Source organism: Shimazuella sp. NTD248 (assembly GCF_059510395.1).
The window spans coordinates 112,568-131,591 of sequence record NZ_JCAJZT010000007.1; the positions used below are offsets into that span (position 1 = coordinate 112,568).

Below are 19,024 nucleotides of genomic sequence, written 5' to 3' on the forward strand. Positions count from 1 at the left end.
TTACGATCGATGGATTTTCCTTTAGATCTGATATAATAAAAGAAAGATAAATTCGCCCTATTTCATATGTGAGGACATCATGACCCGTGATTTTCCGGACAATCTGCATAATCTCCATCTCTCATCAGACAATGGCAGAATTGTGTTGAAGGTCTACTCTCTTGAATATCTTCCAGAAATCACAAAGGTACTTCAAGAAAGGGGAGAAGAACCTACTTTCCCTTTCAATGGAGTGAGAGCTAAGCTGTCAGAAGAGGCTGATGTTCGCAGTCGCGTTGAGAATTCACTAGAAGGTATAACAAAAAAAGAGAAAATTCCTTTCGTAATTTTCGTTGACGGTCATCTTAGAGGAGTTGTTCAACTTGGGGGAGTAGACCTCATTGATAGTCGTGCTACCATTGAGGGATTGGTTATTGATCCTGAATTTCAAGGTCAGGGTATTGCACCACAAGCAGTCCGGCTTTTGGTGGGTTGGGCAATGAGTACCATAGGATTTGACATTCTTTTGGTACAAATTGCAAAAGGGAACGAGCCGAGTCGCAAGGTATTTCGGAGGTGTAATTTCCGATACGCAGGAGAAACAGATGACTTTTATTTGGATGTTTGTGGTCGGAAAAATACACTGGTGAATTATCAAGTCACTCAGCAGACTTGGAATAAGCGACCACCTTGGTATGAAATTCTCAGGGAATATCTCATTTCCTACGTTCTCAACTGAGAATGTAAATTAGGTCAGGCATTTCATGCCTGACCTGACTGACGTTTAAAGGTATTAAGAAATTTATAGATTTTGTCTCTCCGGAACAACCGTTTCCCGTTCGCTTTTCGTAATGCGGTGGAGTAACGATATCGAAGCAGGTAGAACCATCGGCAGCAGGACAAAAGCTAACAATAGCAATGCAATAATCACTACTGTAGCAATTTGTACTAAGGTAGTAACCCCTGAGGGATACATAGCAGCAAAAGTACCGGCTAAAATGATCGCCGCAGATATTACGACACTCCCTGTTCGTTCAACAGCTTTTAAAATTGCTACGACCATTCCTAGGTGTTTGTACTCTTTGTATCGCATCATGACAAATATACTGTAGTCTACTCCTAGAGCGATGACCATGATAAACGAGAAAAATGGAATGGTCCAAGACAAGCCAGTAACATCAAAATACCCGATAAAAATGTTCTCTGATATCGTGAGTGAGAAATAATAAGCGAGGATCAAAATTCCAAGTATCGTAACGGTAATCCATACAGATCGATACAAGATCAGTAATAGGACACCGATTCCAGCCAACATAAGGATGATAGTAAGAGAGAAATCTTTATCTGAAATATGTTGGAGGTCATAGTTGGCAGAAGATACACCACCAGTACCGATTTGCAAATTGTTATATGGCGTATGGGAAATTGTTTCCCGAATCGTTGTGTCGATCTCATGAGCGATCTTCATCGCATCTTTGGAATAAGGGTCCACAGATAAAGGTATTGTCCATGTTACAATCTTACGATCTTTGGACATGTAAAGATTCAGAGCAGTTTGAAACGGCTTGCTGTTTCTCACTTCTTTAGGAACAAAGAAAGTACCATATGGCGATCCTTCCCCTGTGACTTCTGTTAAGTAATTATTTGCAGTTGATAAGCCATTATTGATCTTATTTAGACCCGTAGCACTTTGCGACAATCCTTGTTGCAGCTCTTTCATCTTGGACTCAAAGTCATTTAATCCAGCTAATACTTGTCTTTGACCATTGGTAATAGCTGAAAGTCCATCATTCATCGAAGGGATAGACGAAATTACTTCTGATTGACCGGATGCCCCTTGTTGCAATCCTTTTTCTAACTGACCTGCTCCTATTTTTAACTTGGTCGTACCTGTTGCTATTTGCGTCTGTGCATTTGATATTTGAGACAGGCCTTTGTTAGCAGAGGAAAGACTGCTGTTTAATGTAGCTAAAGAGCTATTTAATTGTGTGATCGTTTGCTGCATAGTAGGCAGTGTTTTGGCCATATTATCACTTGTATTTTTTATGGTTGTATAGTTCTCATCATCTGCAAGTTCTGGATGGCTAGTGCCCAACGCTTCTATTGCTGTTTGCATTGTACTATTTAGAGTACTCAAGCTCGAGATTCCTGAAGCAATCCCTTGATATCCAGTAGATAATTTTCCAATACTAGTGCTAATTTTTGCATATCCAGTCAGTAACTGTTTGGTAGAAGTATTCAACTTCTCTAAGGAACTCTCTAAGCTGGCTAAACCAGATTTGATTTGTCCAGCTCCTCCAGCCCCTTGTTTGATACCTGAGTTAATTTGGGATAACGCAGTTTGTACTTGCCCTAGACCGGAACGAACAGTAACAGTTCCCTCAATTAGTTTGTTGATATCAGTTAAATCACCAGATGTTGAAGTTTTAATTTTATCCGATGCAGTAGATAAACCTTGAGATATTTTCCCCAGTCCATTACTAGACTGATCAATCCCCGAACTTACCCCTTTCGTTTGTTTGTTGAGGTATAGGTCGTTGATATATTCTCCATTTGGTCTAGTTGGGCCATATACATCTTTTACCCCTTTTATTTGGGTTAATCGCTCATGTAATTGATCTAAAAAAGCAAGACCATCAGCCGTATCCATTGGTGTTTTAGATTTAATTACCAAAGTGGTAGGCAGGGTTTGACCTGATCCAAACGATTGAGCCACAATATTAAATCCTTTCACAGAAGGAGAATCTGGGCCAATTTCTTTTAAATTATCGAATGAAAGTTGATTTTTATAAAATAAAAAGATAGGGACAGAGAGGACTACGACTAACAGGATACTGATGGATACACGGATTACAGAAAAATGCCCCAATCGAGACCATAGTCGATTTTGCCCATGTCCTTCAAATTTCTTTAACGGCCAGAACAAGCGATTTGCTAGAATGAACATCACGATAGGATTGAGTGTAAACAGAGCAGCCAGTAAGAAGATAACACCGATTGCTACTGCGACAGCAGATTGATAAACCGAGAAGTTGGAAAAACCGATCATGGTAAACCCGATTAATACAGCTAAACCACTGAATAATACTGTTTTTCCAGCTGTTTTGTATGTTTCCACAATAGCGGTGAGCAATGGTTTTCCTTGGCCTAATTCTTCTTTAAATCGCATAAAAAGCAAGATATTATAGTCAGTACCTACTCCAAAGAGCACTAAGATAAGGAATATTTGTGTTGTATTGGCAAACGGAAAATTAAAGTATTCTACCAATAATCCAACTGTACCTTGGGCGATAAGATAGGCAACAGCCACAATGAGTAGAGAGATAACTGGTGTGATAGGAGAGCGAAAGACTAGGATAAGAACCAGTACGATAAATATTACTGTAAATAGTTCCGTCTTTTTTACCCCATCAATCGAGTTTTGTGCATAATCTTCTTCAATGTAACCATCACCAGTTAAATAGGTTTGGATTCCATCCATCTTCATTTGTTGTTCGAATTGAGCTCGAATTTGTGGAATGGTTTGTGTTGTTTTTTCTACACTAGCAATTGCCATTATCGTTTTTTGATCAGCTGAGAACAGTCTCTTTTCTGCGTCTTTGCTGTCAAATGGACTCAAAATGGATTGTATATGTAAATTTTTGTTTTGTTCCATCTGATCGATTTTCAGCTTGATTTGCTTTTTTTCCTCTGCTTGAAATCCTTTTGGATCATGGAATACTAAGATGGTATCGAGATTTTTACCACCTTTATCACTCTTATGGAATTCAGCTAGTAATTTGGAAGCAGTACTAGATGAATAAGTGCCATTCAGATTAGGCTGGCCTTTTTCACGTATTAATGTATCCATGGAAGGCATGGTAAGTAGGATCACTCCTAAGATCGCAATCCAAATCACTAGCCAAAACCATTTCAATCGAATAATACTGCGCATAACTGTATATCACCGCCAGTAGGATGTATTTTGAGTACGAATAAAATTATTATACCATTGCTTTTGGTTGCAAAAAGTAAAAACACAAGAATGGTACAAGCAGTATAGTTGATGAAAAATTATTTTTTGTAATACGCTCTTCGTTTTTAAAAGAATTGCCGTGCATTCAAGTCAGACAATTTTTTTATTGCTAGTAATAAAGTCGCAAGACCGGAAGCAATTTTTTCGGATGGGACATTGGAAATTTTCACTTGCAGTAGATGATCCTTGGGATGGTGATGCAGATAGTATTTTTCACCCGAACTGATGAGTATATGATGTAGCTGCATGATTTGTTGAAGTTTTTCGATCGAGACAGGTCTTTTAAGCAAGAGATGTGTATGTGTTCCTGTTTGAACAGCAGGAAAAGTAATGTACTCTTCCATATCCATTGATATAAGAGTTTCATACATGATCTGCATTCGTTTGCTATAGGAGGATCGTATTTTTTTTAGGTGGTAGTTGTACATGCCGTTATTAATATAAATTTCTAAGCCTGCCTGAGATAATATGGAGCTGTCAATATCTTGGGTTTTTTTGTAACGCCGAAAGAGAGAGATCAATTCAGTTGGTAGAATCGTCACCCCCACTCTTAGTCCGGGAAATATAACTTTCGAAAAGCTTTTGAGATAAATGATATGACCATTTTGATTGGAGTAAATCGGATCTGCTTTTGTGTCCATTTCCAAATCTAGCAAGTAATCATCTTCTACAATATATACATCATATCGCTTCGCTAACTCTGCTATTGATTTTTTCTCTTTTTGATGGAGCGATGTTCCTAAAGGATTTTGAAAACGGGGCATGGTATAAAAAAATTTAATCTGCTTTGTGCGAAAGAGCTGTTCAAGTAAGTTCAGATCAAGTCCGTCTTCTGTTCGGCGAATCCCGATGACGGGTTTTTGAAGTAACTCAAGCATTTGAATAAATAGGTGATAACTTGGTTGCTCAATAAGAATGGTTTCTTTTCCATTTGGAAAAGGCATCAATGTTAGTATGGATAACGCCTGTTGTACACCAGAAGTAATAACAAATTGTTCACTGTGTGCGAATACTTGATGATCTGCTAGTTGTTTTTGTAACACATTAATCAATGAAGGCAGCCCTTGTGGTATGCCATAGAGGAATAATTCATTTTGATAACGATCGATCGCTTGATTTAGACAGTGTTGAAAATCTCGATAGGGAAATAAAGCTGGGTCTGGGGAGGCCGAAGCGAAGTCGATGATAGGATTTGCATTTTGAATCTGTTGATTTGAGTGTTTCACTACATAATAACCGCTTTGAGGTATCGCATAAATCAAATGCTGCCGTTCTAATTCTGCATATGCGCGAATGATTGTACTCTTGCTGCATTGATATTGCTCAGCTAGTTGTCGGATAGATGGTAAGCTTTGTCCCTCTCTGAAGATGCCATTGATTAATTTTTCTTGTAGATTTTGTATTACTTCTTCATATTTATACATATCGATCATCCTTTTTGTACCGGTACAGTATAGAGAACATAATATTTTCATTAAAAATTTATTTGCGTATAGTAATCTTGAACGGCTGGCCAGCCAAATAATTTATTAGAATGATAGGAGGTTCCCGTAATGAGAACAGGAACCAAAATGGCGTATGCCGCTGCTATTACCTATTCGATACTCATTGGGTTTTCGTTTATGTTTGTGAAATTAATCGTTCATACTGCTTCAGCCTTTGATATTCTGGCTGCTAGGTTTCTACTTGCTTTGGTGATGCTGACTATCCCTATTTTATTTGGATGGATAAAGCTCCAAATAAAGTTTAAAGATATCTTTCAGCTCATTCCGTTAGCAATTTTGTATCCCATTCTTTTTTTTACTTTTCAGACATGGGGATTGTTAGGAGCAACTTCTGCTGAAGGTGGTATCATTCAAGCAACTGCACCAATCTTTACCGCTATTCTAGCCGCTTTTGTTCTAAAAGAAAAAACTAACTTATGGCAGAAATTGTTTTTATTTCTCTCTGTAGGAGGAGTAATTTTTATCTTTGTCATGCAAGGAAACTCGCTTTCGATCGAACATCTCGGCAGTATTGGATTTTTGCTTTTGTCTATTTTTTCTTTTGCAGTATACACCATATTGGTGCGTCGTACTGGTCAAACCTACAATTCATACGATTTGAGTTATGTGATCATCATGCTAGCTTCTATCTGTTTTATCATCATTAGTATTGTGGGGCACGTTTTAAGTGGAACAGTGGATGAGCTAGTCAAGCCATTATATCAGCCTATATATCTATACAGCATTTTTTACTTAGCAGTTTTTAGCAGTGTTTTCTCAATTTTGCTTTCCAATTATGCCCTTTCCAAATTAGAAGCTTACAAAGTGAGTGTGTTTAATAACTTGAGTACATTAGTCTCCATTTTAGCAGGAGTTGTATTTCTCGATGAACCGATCACTTCTGTTCATGTAATTGGTGCCATCATGATCATAGTAGGGGTTATTGGAACCAATTTAGCAGGTCAATGGACTAGGTTATCGAAAAAAAAAGGTTCATATGTATAGATAGAAAAAGAACCATCCTTGATTTTCTCTAGGATGGTTCTTTTTCTATCTGTAATTATTGCCGAGAAGAAGAAGAGGTAAAGAAATTACCAATTGTACTAAAGAGACTTCCAAGCCATTCAAAGATGGTATCAAAGAATCCTTGAGGGTTAACACTCAATACATCACTAAGACTACCGCGTAGTTTGGAAATCTGATCGCTCAATTGGCTATAGTCGATATCAAGGGTAGAAAATGCTTGCCCGTATTGAACCAATTGGTTGATGGTAGTTTGATTTAGGTTAATATTTAAGTCACCTGCAACATTGACAATAATATCTCTATATTCTTGTGGAGTTGATGGTTTTTGTGTTGCAATTTCTTGTTTTAAGTTGTTCATGAACTGAGCAGCTTGGTTACCTGCAGTTTGTGAATTACCACCGATATCTTTTGCAACATCTTGGGTTCTTACAATCTCTTGGTTTGCTACTTGTTTCTGATTTTCACTGATTTGTTTGCCGGTTGCTTTTTCAAATGCTTTAATGATTCCAGTAAGAGCAGCAGTACCAGACACTCGGATTGGAGCAGTTACATAAATGTCTGCATCTTTTACTCCAGCTGTAATCGCAGCATTTGCGTACATCGCATCGGTGATCGAAGTAATATTATTTGTTTTTACGGATATTCCTGACCCGTTAGCAGCGATTGTAATTTTCGCTGAGGATAAGGCACGTGTTCCAATGGTTGCAGCAGACATATATTTTCCAAGGTATTGGTGTTCTTCTTGGTTTGTAACATAAATTTTGCTTACATTGCTAGGTACTTGCATTTCCGCCAAAATACTATCCTGTTGTTGTAAAGTTAGGTCTTTCCCTAATGTTACAACCGTATCTCCTTCAACTGCATCGGCAAAGGCTCCAGTAGGAAGAGCAATCGTAAATGCGGTCAAAACAGAAAGTGTTACCAAAGAAAGCTTTGATAAAAGTTTCAAAGTCAAACCTCCTTAAAAAGTAAGAGACAAGTACAAAAAGGGCTTACAGTCCCTCTTCATTTTACCGTTTTGTGTCTCGGAAGTGAACAGAAATTTATTTAAATACAGGTTCTTTGTACTGTGCTAGTTTTTCAAGAGATGTCTTATCAACATCAGCGTGCAAACTATTGCCATGAGAATCCATCGTCACAATAGCAGCAAAATTTTCCACATTTAAATGCCACATTGCTTCTGGTACCCCAAAATTTAAGAAATCTGCCCCTTCTACGTCTTTGATACACTCTGCATAGTATTGTGCAGCTCCACCGATGGCATTGAGGTAAACAGCGCCATGTTCCTGTAGACCTTTTAACGTTCTTGCGCCCATTCCACCTTTTCCGATGACTACTTTCATGCCAAATTTTTTGATGAGATCCGATTGATATGGTTCTTCTCGGATACTAGTGGTTGGACCAGCCGCTTTTACATGCCATTTTCCTTCCTCATCCTTGAGCATAACAGGTCCACAGTGATAAATAACACTTCCTTCTAGATCAACAGGAGAATCATGATCCATCAAATATTTATGAAGTGCGTCTCGACCTGTATGAATCAAACCATTTATCACCACAACATCTCCAACTTTGAGATCGCGAATTTGTTCTTCGGTGATAGGGGTAGTAAGTACTACTTGGCGATTTGAACTCTTAGATTCTTCTTGGATTTTTGGCTTTCCTTGTACTTTTGGTCTTTCTTCTTTGTATAACCAGTTTTGGATTTCTCCCGTTGCCGGATCGATCGCAACTCCTTGTCGGCGAAAAGCCCAACAATTATATGCAACCGAAACAAAGAAACTCGCTGGTAGACGGTTCATAACACCGATTTTACAACCAAGTAAAGTGGTATTTCCACCAAATCCCATGGTACCAATGCCTAATGTATTTCCTTTTTCTAAAATATAATTTTCTAATTTAGCAAGGTCTTCGATTGGATTTACATCGTCCACATGTCGGAATAATTGCTGCTTTGCAAGTTCGTAACCAGTGGTACGATCCCCACCAATCCCAACTCCAATAAAACCGGCACTGCACCCTTGTCCTTGAGCTTGGTAAATACTGTGCAAGATACACTTGCGAATTCCATCTAGATCTCTTCCTGCACGACCTAATCCTTCTAATTCAGTTGGAAGGCTGTATTGAATGTTTTTATTCTCACAGCCTCCTCCTTTTAAAATAAGCCGAACATCAATGTAATCTTTTTCCCATTGATGAAAGTGAATAACAGGTGTTCCAGGTCCCAAATTGTCCCCCGTATTTGCTCCGGTTAAGGAATCAACAGAGTTAGAGCGAAGTTTTCCTTGTTTGGTAGCTGTTGCAATAGCATTTTTGATTGCTTTTTCCATCTCTAATTGATTGGCACCTATTGGTACATGAAGGATAAAAGTCGGCATACCTGTATCTTGGCAGATAGGAGACACTTTTTCCTCTGCCATTTGAATGTTTTCCGTAATTCTTGCAAGTGCCAATGCTGATCGAGTCCCACTGTCTTCTTGTGCAGTTGCTTTGTCGATTGCTTCCCTTACATCTGGTGACAATTGGGTAGATGTATCTGTGATCAGGGTAAGCATGGATTGTTCAAATGATTGCATGTCAAAAACCTCTCTTTTTTCGCCACAAAGTCAACTTTATTTTAACATACTCGTGCAAGATGTCTTTTGGAAAAACAATGATGCTTCTATAGGAAAATAAATTGATTTAAACTTTTTTTATTAAATTACAAAATTATCATATGGCTTTATGAGTTGTAATCGTTTTGAGGGTATCAGCCGGTGCGAACTTATGAATTTTGAATATATAAAAAGTATGCAGAGCGAAGATGAGAGGTGCGAGAAATGAAGAAGAGAAAAAAGTCTAATGTAGAAAACCAAATTTATTCAAATAGAGTTCTTCGATCTGAATTCGATAGAAATTGGAAGACTAGACTGACAAGAAATGGATATGTAGAATATATTGCTACTGCAAATAGAGCTAAAGTTATTGTACTTTTGGCAGGTGGATTACAAAAACAACTCATTTTCCCCAGAGGCGGGAGAATCTTAGTCGGCGGTGGAGGAACAAGCCACTATAGTAAACCACATAAAGCTGTATCCATTTAAGAGTATACAGAGGAGATGGAAAGATGAATCTACTGGTGAGACATTAAGATAACGAAAAAACTCCCTATTTAGAAAGGGAGTTTTAAATCCATTCATGTGCCCAATTTTCGATCGAGTCGAGTACGGGTTGTAAGGCTTTTCCTTTTTCCGTAAGTGTATATTCAATGCGGACAGGTGTCTCGGGATAAACTTGCCGATTGATTAGTCCAGACGCCTCTAATTCTTTTAGGCGTTCAGCTAACATCCGTTCGCTCATCTGCGGTATATGCTCCCGGATATCACGAAAACGGCGTTTTTCCTCCATGAGAACCCGCAAGATAAGACCCGTCCATTTTTTTGCTAAAATTTCAATTGCAGCTTCAAATTTAGGACAGATGCAGCTTTCCACCGAATTCCCTCCACTTCTTAACAGTTAGCGACTTATTTTTTATTTATTATAGCATAGTATGTACGCTTCGTGTCTTGAAAACACTCTCTAATTTGTGTATTGGAATATCCTTTTGTTAATAAATAACGAAATTGATCAAGAAGCAACGGGGACCAATTTAAACCAAGTGCGGTTTGTGTAAAGGAATGGGCAGCTATCTCACGTAGTCTCAAAAGAGACCGTTTTACTAAAAATGGCCCTCTCTGTTTCAGGACAACAGGTCGGAACTTTTCATCTGTTCTTCCGATTGTTGTTTCTTCCAAATGGTGAAACCATTCATGGTAAGCATGTAATGCGATTAAATCAATTTGGAGAATGTTTCCGATTTCTTTTGATATAAATTGTTGAATTTCTCTCATTGAATTTTTATAGATGAAAATGGTTTGCTTTTTTTTATGATATTGTGCTCGAATGGTAGATTGCTCAGGATGTTGATCTAGTAAACGAATACGAATATCTTCTTTTAGCACATGATTAAAAAAATCGAGATGATTCATGTCCATATATCGCTTTGCTGTTTGTTCTCCTATATGAATAGCTTTCTGAAGATAGTCTTCCAACTCTTCCTCAGGTAAAAAAGAGTAGTAAGGATCACGTTCTAACTCTAAAAAGGACAGGTAAAGAGGAGATAGATATGGCCAATATTTCTCCCAATCGAATTGAATATTACTTTTGGTTTGTAAAATAGACATAAAAACTCCCCGTTTCCTGTTTTTTTACATTTATGAACGGGGAGGCTTGGCTCATTCCTGTAACAATTTAAGAAACCATTTTTTTAAGTCAATAAGGCGTAGGTGTTCTGGTTGATGATCCATGCCTGTTACAATCATAGGTACAAGGGAATCTAAATGATGTAAGGAACCATGGGAAGCTCCTTTATGTTTAGGTGAGGCTTTTCCTATTAACTCGTAACCGGGAGATATGGTAATAATTACATTTCGACTTGCAGGGTCCATTGCTCCCGCTAAACGGGATAATGCGTCAGGATAGAGACCATACTGGATTTGATGATCATCCAGTGTCAAGTCTAAAATAGAAATATCTCCTTCAAGCTGCCATTTTTGATTATATTCATCTGTGTAATCTCCATCTGGTCGGAAGCTTAAAGCTCCATCGGTTTGTCCGCTTACTACATGGATCCATTTATCTTCTGACTGCCATGCAATTACATCTAATTTTTTTTCGGTCTTACATAAACGGACTATGTCTTGATAAGATATTTTATCATCCAAAATAGTTATATAACTCATTCGCTCATTTACACAAGTGATGAGTTGGTCTTGCGGTTTTGGTGTATCTCTTGAAAGTGGCATAATCGAATAAGGTTGTAGTGTTTTTCGTAGGTCTACATAAGTATCTTTTTTCATCATGTTGGTCTGACCACTATCCCCTAGAACGATGAAATTACATTTTTGAATAGCTTCTTCCCATGAACCAAAGGCATTTAAAATGGGACTGATCTCTTCATCGACTTTTTTTATCCCTTTTCCTTCAGATGTTCCTTTTTTATGTACAATCGTGTCATTTCCTGGGAAATAAACGAGAGAAAGGGGTGGTAATTTGTCTTCTTCGATTAGGGAGATAATTTCTATCGATGAAAAATGATCATTCATACCAAATTTAGACAATGGGGTTTTTGGAAGCGGCTTTTTTGTTATGTTGAAAAGAGAGCCGAATGAGAAATATGATGGTACAGATGCTTCCACATTTCTAGGTAGCAAACCAAACAGCCATGCTAACCAAGGCGTTTTTAGTGTTGCGGGTTGGTTGCCGCGGTAAATCATTGAATTAATAGAAGCAGTAGGCTTTTCTGTTGCTTCGTGAATAGTTTCCACATCTCTGCTTATTAATTTTTGATTTAATTGCATGATTGCAGCATGGAGCACACGTTTCAGTCCGAAAAATAAAATTTCTTTTGGGCCAGTACCAAAGTTGAACACTTTTTTTTGCTGGGAATGATAATAGGTAAGACCATAAATTCCATGTTTGTTGGGAGGTTCACCTGTTAACATGGTAGTATCAATAGACACAGACATTGTAGGAAATGTACTGACTACTCTAGGAAAATAAGTTCCATTATCACGTAGAAACTGTAGAGTGGGAGCCCGACCCGCTTGGATTTCTTCTTGTAACGGGGTGTCCATTAAGGTGTCGATTAACAAGCATATAATTGGTTTATGTATAATGAAAGTTCCCTCCTTCATCTGTTCAACCATATAATTATCTTTCCACCAAAAAATTCCTTCTATGTAAAGGGTGATTGTAATGGATTTTCTTACAAAAATTTCTAAAAAAGAAATAACTACTCGAATCGAGTGTTTACAATCGGGACTACGCAAGCATGAAATTCCGGCAGCTCTTATTACACAAAATGTAGACCTTTTCTACTACACAGGATCTATGCAAAACGGTTTACTCTATGTTCCTGATTCAGAAGATCCTGTGTTTTATGTGAAAAAAAGCGTTGTTCGTGCAACAGAGGAAAGTTCTATTGAAGTGGAGCCATTAGGGAGAATGAGAACATTAGGAGAGCGTATACAGGCTCGTTTTGGTAAACCTAATACATTAGGATTGGAACTTGATGTGTTACCTTATCAGTTAGGTGTTCGTTATCAGCAGATGCTAGATACAGAAATCAAAGACATCTCTCCTATTATTCGCTTGCAGCGTGCAGTAAAATCAAACTACGAGCTAGCGCAGATTCAGCAGGCTGCTATATTAGTAGATGAAGTTATTCAACAATTGCCTGCTTGGATATCAATAGGTATGACAGAAGTACAATTAGCAGCGAAAATGGAGCAATATTTACGAGTACGTGGAAATATAAATCTCAATCGAATGCGAGGTTACAACCAAGAGTTGTCACTGGGGATGGTAGCTTCTGGTGCGGCAGCAGCAACCCCGACTTATTTTGATGGTCCTGCTGGCGGCTTAGGATTGACAGTTGCTAGTCCACAAGGTGCAAGTTTCAAAAAATTAGCTCAAAACGAACCAATTTTACTCGACTTTAGCACAGTAGTAGAAGGCTATATGATTGATCAAACTCGAATAGCTGTCATTGGTACACTTGAAGACGATCTGGTACAAGCATATGAAGTAAGTCGAAACCTTTTGCGTGCTGTAGAACAGTTAGGAAAACCAGGAGTTACATGGGAGAGTTTATATCAGCATGCTTTAAAAATAGTGGAAGATGCTGGTTTACAAGCTCATTTTATGGGATTTGGGGAAGATCAAGCGAAATTTTTGGGACATGGAGTAGGTTTGGAAATTGACGAGTTCCCCATTTTGGCAAAAGGATTTCAACAACCCTTACAAGAGAATATGGTCATTGCAATCGAGCCTAAATTCACGTTTCCTGGCAGGGGTGTTGTCGGAATAGAAAATACATATGTCGTCAAAAGTAATGGATTAGTATCTCTATCCATTTCTAGCGAAGATGTCATCACTATTTAAAAAGGCTTTGACTGCAAGGAAATAGTATTTTTAACCCAATAACTAGACATCCAATCATGGATAGGGTTGTAGCTGCCTATCCATGATTTCTATAGATAGATGATTATTTCACCAACATTGATAGAAAAGTAATATATATGATAAAATTAGTTTGATAAAAATAAATAAATATTATATTTAAAGATTTTCTCTTATCAAGAGTGGCGGAGGGACTGGCCCGATGAAGCCCGGCAACCAATTGATCTTGATCAATAAGGTGCCAAATCCTGCAGGAATTCCTGGAAGATAAGAGAAGAAGCGGTGTCGAAAACCAGCCTCTTCTCTTAGGAGAAGAGGTTTTTTATGTGAGGAAATGGGTCAGGAGGATGAACAAATGAAAAAAATGGAGACGGAATTAGCGCAGATAGGCTGTAGAAAGGAACCGAAGACAGGAGCTATTAATTTTCCAGTTTATTTTGCAACTGCTTATGAACACGTTGGTGGGGTAAGTACAGGTTATGACTATACGCGGACAGCTAATCCGACCCGAGATGTGCTGCAAGAAAGCATTGCAAGATTAGAACAAGGAGATGAAGGTTTTGCTTGTAGTTCAGGAATGGCAGCCATTCAAACGGTAATGGGATTGTTTTCACAAGGAGATCATTTGATCGTCTCTCTTGATCTTTATGGAGGAACTTATCGATTGTTTGAAGAAAACCTTCGACGCTTCGGTTTGGACTTCACTTATGTAGATTTGCGTAATCTTGAGGATGTAGAAAGTTCCATCCAGGCCAACACACGAGCTATTTTTATCGAAACACCTACCAACCCATTGATGCAGGTCGCTGATATACAAGCGCTTTGCAGCCTAGCTCGCAGACATCAGATCATAACTATTGTGGATAACACTTTTTTGACCCCATACTACCAACGTCCGATTGAATTAGGTGCTGATATCGTCATTCATAGTGCAACGAAGTATTTAGGTGGTCATAATGATGTACTCGCTGGTCTGATCGTGACAAAAGGATCTGAATTATCAGAGCGTGTAAGATACTTGCATAACGCCATAGGGGCAAGTTTAGGACCTCATGACTGCTACTTGTTGATGAGGGGGATGAAAACACTCGCTTTACGGATGGATCGTCATGAAGAAAATGCTCTACAGTTAGCACATTTTCTTCGTGAGCATCCGTTGATCAAGGGAGAAGTATATTATCCAGCTCTCGATGAAAAGGGAAAAGATACACACCTAAAACAAGCTAGTGGATTTGGAGGTATGCTGTCCTTTCGACTAGCTGATGCTAATCTTATCCGACCGTTTTTGCATCACTTGAAATTGATTACTTTTGCAGAAAGCTTAGGTGGGGTAGAGAGCCTAATTACTTATCCAGCGACACAAACACATGCAGATATACCAGAGGAAATTCGGCTAAAAGTAGGAGTTTGTGATCGATTACTTCGTTTATCAGTAGGAATAGAGCATATAGATGATTTGCGTGCAGATTTGGAACAAGCCTTATCGCATGCTAATGAATATCATTCTTGAACAATGACATAATATACTCTATTAGACGTATAATAGACACAAAAAAATGATAAATTTCATATTAATCTGAATTATGATAAAAGAGACACCAGATGAGAGGAATACAACCTACATGAAAAAATTATTAACATATGGTTTGGCTTTAGGGCTTATCATTGCTTTCTCTGCTTCTACTACATTAGTTGATGCAAAAACAACTGTTAAAGTATATAAAAACTGTACAGAGTTGAACAAAATATATAAAGGTGGAGTTGCACGCTATTCCACCACAAAAAATAAAGGCGGAAAAACGTATTATAAACCATATGTATCAAAAGTCATCTATGACGCAAACAAAAGATTAGATCGCGATAAAGATTTAATCGCATGTGAACGATAAACAAGTGCCACTCATCATGAGTGGCATTTTCGATGCTTAACACCCATTTTTGCTTAAAATCCCTTTTTTGCTCTCACCTATAGGTATATGGTCTCATAAGATAACTTGACTGTATCCCTGACCCTCATATCTAATTGCTCGAGCAAGGAAGGGTGGCATAGAAGTTGCACAATCAGAAGGGGAAAACCCTGCTTACCAATCGGGAGAGGGAAGTATTTGAGTTATTGGTTCAGGATAAAACCACACAATTATCACTAATGAAAATATATCAAATTCTCGGATATATTTCCAATGAAAATTCATCATTACGTTGATCCTTTGTTTTTTTGTAAACACATTTTTCAATGATTTCACGAAGTAGGATATTTTTCTCCTGTGCCGATTCCAATTCATTGTATATATCCAATACTTTTTTTACACGAGGGATAGTGTCTACACGAGATGCTATCCTTTGTTTTTCGGTTTCATAGTCTTCTGTAACTCGATGCAACTGTTGTTGTAGGTCCTTAATACGTATGCTGATTTTTTTTGACCGTTCCAAGAAAGTTTCATCATCATAGACACCACGTTCGAGGAAATCATGGAGCTTGTCCTTTTGTTTATCTAATTTCTTTAACTCATCCTGTAATGACCCAATTGTTAGTTCAAATACTTCTAGATGACCCTCATCAGCTTCTCCTGAGTTGTCAACTTGTAATTGTTGTTCATATTGATGTAGCCAATCTTTTAATCCCTCGATTGTACGGTTTTCCACATATTCCAATCTAGATACTCGATTGCAGCCTCCACCTTGTCCTTTTTTAGCGCAACGAATGTATGTATATTTGTGTTTCCCTGCACGATAAGTAGCAATTTTACCACCACAAAATCCACAAATAATCAATCCTGACAAGGGATTTTGTAAAGGTCGTTTTTCAGAAAAACTCGGATGATAGCGGGAATTTCTGATTGTTTTTGCCTTCTCAAATAGTTCCATACTTATAATTGGAGGATGATGACCATCTACTATGAGCTGTTCATTTTCAGGTCGAAAACGAGTAACAGATTTATGATCCGGTTTATTTAGCTTTTTTCGATCTCGCTGTTTCCAAACGATTTTACCTATATAAACTGGATTGGAAAGTATTCGAAGTACAACATGTGCATTCCAATCGGCACCAGTATATGATTTGACCCCCATTTCAGTGAGTCGTTTAGCGATATTCGATGCACCAGTGCGTTTATTGGGATCGCTTGAGGTGTACCAATCGAATATCATCTGAACTACTTTTGATTGCTCTGGATCTACTTCTAATGTAGCAATCCGATTATTTTTGATTTTGCGATACCCATATGGAGGACGTGCTCCTAGGTAGTAGCCATCTTTTAAAGCACGTATCATTCCACGTTCCATTCTTCTGCGAATTAATTTATATTCTTTTCTTGCTAAAAATGCTTCAAATTCTGAGTATTCTTCATCGAATTCATCCTGTAGGTCATATACCTTTCGAGGGGTGATGATTTTTGTTTTGGATTCCTTAAAGGTATCAAGTATTAATCCTTGGTCTTGCATCTTACCTCTACCAAGTCGATCTATATCAATTACCAAAACGGCATCATACAGTCGACGCTTTACATTGTCTAATAGCTTTATCATTTCTGGGCGTTGCTCAACGCTTTCCCCTGATGCAATTTCTTCATAAGTCTTGATTATGTTGTAATTCTTTTCTTTCGCCAATTCAGCCAACATCTTACGATGTTTTTCCAGAGTTTCCCCTTCTCCATGTGCTTCCGCATCTAGATCGGCTCGTGATTTTCTTAAATACATCGCTACCCTGTCCATGTGATAACTCCTTTACACCTGCATATCTTGATTAATGAGGTGGTTATTCTAAGGGGTGATTTTTATAAAAAAGCCCAATAATAGCTTAATTCCATATACACATTATACAAAAACTTATCAAATAGGTGGAACTTCTGTCCATATTATAGCTCCAGATATTTCTAAAGATGAGAGGGATATAATATTAGAAAGAATACGTGAAGTAGCACGTATATTATGGTTAAAAAGTGAAAAGGTATGATGACTAAAAAAGAGACCATGATGGTCTCTTTTATGCGTTCTTGACAATTGAAAAAAGCGACCTAGTTTCCTAGATCGCTGTTGTTACTAACCATCTATAGGATCACCTTTTAACATGGTATGACCTCCTTATAGTTAGTTGGTACATCGAAAGATATGTTCAGATAACGTAGGTTTATAAAGATCGTATTGGTATTTTTCAGCTAATCGCAGGGCCTCTTTATAGCTGTTGTGAGCATCATATCGGTTGCCTTCTGTTTCGTATATTTTTCCTTCAACAGAATACGCTTTAATGAGATCATGCATGTCCTTTGATTTCTTTGCCCATTGGATAGCTTTTGCGATGTTCTCTTTTGCTTTTTTTAGTTTGCTTTGTTTTAGATATACATTTGATATTTCCACATAAGCAATACCTGGTGTTGTTTTTTGTAATTCAGCTTGGATGTCTATTGCGGACTGAAAGCATCTTTCAGCGTTAACGTATAACTTATTGTCAAAAGAGAGATTCCCAAGAACTATAAGGATATAAAATATTGCGTCTGCGTTCCCTTGATCAGAAGCAATTTCCATTGCTTTTCGAAGTACATTGACTGCATTGTCTCTTAGCCCTTTTTCTCGATAGATGGAAGCTTTTAACTCATATACTTGAATCTGTAATCGTCCAGTAATATGTGACCGACTTTTCCATATGACATTCAACCATTTTTCTGCTTTTTCTGTTTTCCCTAATTCAAAGTATATGAGGGCTTTGTTGTAGTGGATATTGTGCCATGTGCTGAGTCGTTGTCCTTGTTGGTCGTAGCATTCTAACGCCTTATCAAGGTAGATAAGAGCACTTTTGTAGTCATTTTCTTTATATCTCATGACAGCCATATCACTGAGTGATGCGGATTTTAGATTGGTTTTTGGATCGTATTTTTTGTCATCGGCATTTAGGATAAGGTCATATATTTTCACTGCTTCTTCATGATCCCCAACCACAAAGCATCGTTTCGCTCTCAGGTAATTTCTAGCGATTTCATCGTCGATATATTGTAGCTTTTGGTTTAACTGCTGCAAACTTAATGTATTCATTTTTACCTGTGATTCAACTGATTGGAAGGCAAATAGATTGATGGTATCTTCATATTGAAAGGACAATTGAAGGGCTGGGAGATCGTCTTCACGGACGTCTAATGCGTTGAGTAGTAGCTTTAGGGTATCGTCATTGAGTTTGGTTTTTTCTTTTTCAAATCTACTTAGTGTGCCGTGTGTGCAACCAATTTGCTCCGCTAATTCTTGTAAGGTTAACCCCTTTTGAATACGTACTTTATGAATAATTTTCCTTAGATCATCTAATTCCATTACTGAACACCTTTCGTAAAATATTGTACTAAAAAATAAATTAATAGAAAAATCACCAAATGGAGCAAAATGTGCACGGTCGCATGCACATTTTGGGTCATTTTGGCCAAAAAAGCATCAAAATGGGGTAAAATGTGCACGACTTCATGCACATTTTCGGTCATTTGATGTTTTTACAACAAATTTTATCTGTGGTATATTCGTGATATATTCACAGCAGAGCAAAAAATACAAAAATGGTGAA

At 37.8% G+C, this 19,024-nt stretch carries 16 protein-coding genes, 1 pseudogene and 1 riboswitch; of the genes and pseudogenes, 8 read left to right on the forward strand and 9 right to left on the reverse strand.

The features are described 5' to 3' along the window. Window positions 1–79 precede the first annotated feature (79 nt). A complete protein-coding gene (locus tag AC5WOE_RS15805; RefSeq protein WP_496049314.1) occupies window positions 80–718 on the forward strand; it encodes a GNAT family N-acetyltransferase in 639 nt (212 codons plus the stop codon). Window positions 719–781: 63 nt separating this feature from the next. On the opposite strand, the gene AC5WOE_RS15810 is transcribed toward AC5WOE_RS15805, so the two are convergent. Further along, window positions 782–3,913, reverse strand: a complete 3,132-nt coding sequence (locus AC5WOE_RS15810) for an MMPL family transporter (protein WP_496052980.1) — start codon at window positions 3,911–3,913, stop codon at window positions 782–784. A gap of 146 nt (window positions 3,914–4,059) precedes the next feature. Beyond that, the gene (locus tag AC5WOE_RS15815; protein ID WP_496049312.1) at window positions 4,060–5,418 is read right to left on the reverse strand and encodes an aminotransferase-like domain-containing protein; all 1,359 of its coding nucleotides are present in this window, start codon (window positions 5,416–5,418) and stop codon (window positions 4,060–4,062) included. Window positions 5,419–5,547: 129 nt separating this feature from the next. On the opposite strand from AC5WOE_RS15815, the gene AC5WOE_RS15820 reads away from it, so the two are divergent. Continuing rightward, complete coding sequence (locus tag AC5WOE_RS15820; RefSeq protein ID WP_496049311.1) at window positions 5,548–6,483, forward strand: DMT family transporter; 936 nt, start codon at window positions 5,548–5,550, stop codon at window positions 6,481–6,483. Between the two features lie 55 nt (window positions 6,484–6,538). On the opposite strand, the gene AC5WOE_RS15825 is transcribed toward AC5WOE_RS15820, so the two are convergent. Together AC5WOE_RS15825 and AC5WOE_RS15830 are read right to left on the reverse strand one after the other, a co-directional pair. After that, window positions 6,539–7,453, reverse strand: a complete 915-nt coding sequence (locus AC5WOE_RS15825; protein ID WP_496049310.1) for a DUF1002 domain-containing protein — start codon at window positions 7,451–7,453, stop codon at window positions 6,539–6,541. Between the two features lie 94 nt (window positions 7,454–7,547). Next, entirely contained in the window at window positions 7,548–9,080 is a 1,533-nt protein-coding gene (locus AC5WOE_RS15830) for a fumarate hydratase (protein ID WP_496049309.1), read from the reverse strand. Window positions 9,081–9,323: 243 nt separating this feature from the next. Between AC5WOE_RS15830 and AC5WOE_RS15835 the strand changes: the two genes are divergently transcribed. Continuing rightward, window positions 9,324–9,587, forward strand: a complete 264-nt coding sequence (locus AC5WOE_RS15835) for a hypothetical protein (protein ID WP_496049308.1) — start codon at window positions 9,324–9,326, stop codon at window positions 9,585–9,587. Between the two features lie 82 nt (window positions 9,588–9,669). Here AC5WOE_RS15835 and AC5WOE_RS15840 read toward each other — a convergent pair whose 3' ends face one another. Genes AC5WOE_RS15840 through AC5WOE_RS15850 form a run of 3 tightly spaced genes read right to left on the reverse strand, consistent with a single transcriptional unit; the run spans window position 9,670 to window position 12,230 of the window. Beyond that, complete coding sequence (locus AC5WOE_RS15840; RefSeq protein ID WP_496049307.1) at window positions 9,670–9,975, reverse strand: winged helix-turn-helix transcriptional regulator; 306 nt, start codon at window positions 9,973–9,975, stop codon at window positions 9,670–9,672. A 32-nt stretch (window positions 9,976–10,007) separates the two neighbouring features. Beyond that, window positions 10,008–10,706, reverse strand: a complete 699-nt coding sequence (locus AC5WOE_RS15845; protein ID WP_496049306.1) for a hypothetical protein — start codon at window positions 10,704–10,706, stop codon at window positions 10,008–10,010. A gap of 51 nt (window positions 10,707–10,757) precedes the next feature. Then, window positions 10,758–12,230, reverse strand: coding sequence for an alkaline phosphatase family protein (locus tag AC5WOE_RS15850; protein WP_496049305.1), 1,473 nt, complete (start codon window positions 12,228–12,230; stop codon window positions 10,758–10,760). Between the two features lie 49 nt (window positions 12,231–12,279). Between AC5WOE_RS15850 and AC5WOE_RS15855 the strand changes: the two genes are divergently transcribed. From AC5WOE_RS15855 to AC5WOE_RS15870, 4 genes and pseudogenes are all read left to right on the forward strand, one after another. Further along, complete coding sequence (locus tag AC5WOE_RS15855; protein ID WP_496049304.1) at window positions 12,280–13,467, forward strand: M24 family metallopeptidase; 1,188 nt, start codon at window positions 12,280–12,282, stop codon at window positions 13,465–13,467. 188 nt (window positions 13,468–13,655) lie between these two features. Beyond that, window positions 13,656–13,759, forward strand: a riboswitch (SAM riboswitch). 81 nt (window positions 13,760–13,840) lie between these two features. After that, window positions 13,841–14,995, forward strand: a complete 1,155-nt coding sequence (locus AC5WOE_RS15860) for an aminotransferase class I/II-fold pyridoxal phosphate-dependent enzyme (protein ID WP_496049303.1) — start codon at window positions 13,841–13,843, stop codon at window positions 14,993–14,995. A gap of 112 nt (window positions 14,996–15,107) precedes the next feature. Next, complete coding sequence (locus AC5WOE_RS15865; protein ID WP_496049302.1) at window positions 15,108–15,374, forward strand: excalibur calcium-binding domain-containing protein; 267 nt, start codon at window positions 15,108–15,110, stop codon at window positions 15,372–15,374. A gap of 164 nt (window positions 15,375–15,538) precedes the next feature. Continuing rightward, a pseudogene (locus tag AC5WOE_RS15870) lies at window positions 15,539–15,622 on the forward strand (helix-turn-helix domain-containing protein); the annotation flags it as partial. 20 nt (window positions 15,623–15,642) lie between these two features. Here AC5WOE_RS15870 and AC5WOE_RS15875 read toward each other — a convergent pair. Continuing rightward, window positions 15,643–17,196 carry a recombinase family protein gene (locus tag AC5WOE_RS15875; protein ID WP_496052981.1) on the reverse strand — a complete coding sequence of 518 codons (1,554 nt, stop codon included), beginning with the start codon at window positions 17,194–17,196 and terminating at the stop codon, window positions 15,643–15,645. A 55-nt stretch (window positions 17,197–17,251) separates the two neighbouring features. Here AC5WOE_RS15875 and AC5WOE_RS15880 point away from each other — a divergent pair, with 55 nt between their 5' ends. Further along, window positions 17,252–17,437, forward strand: a complete 186-nt coding sequence (locus AC5WOE_RS15880; RefSeq protein ID WP_496052982.1) for a hypothetical protein — start codon at window positions 17,252–17,254, stop codon at window positions 17,435–17,437. Window positions 17,438–17,571: 134 nt separating this feature from the next. Here the strand turns inward: AC5WOE_RS15880 and AC5WOE_RS15885 are convergent, their stop codons facing one another. After that, complete coding sequence (locus tag AC5WOE_RS15885) at window positions 17,572–18,780, reverse strand: tetratricopeptide repeat protein (protein WP_496052983.1); 1,209 nt, start codon at window positions 18,778–18,780, stop codon at window positions 17,572–17,574. Between the last annotated feature and the right edge of the window lie 244 nt (window positions 18,781–19,024).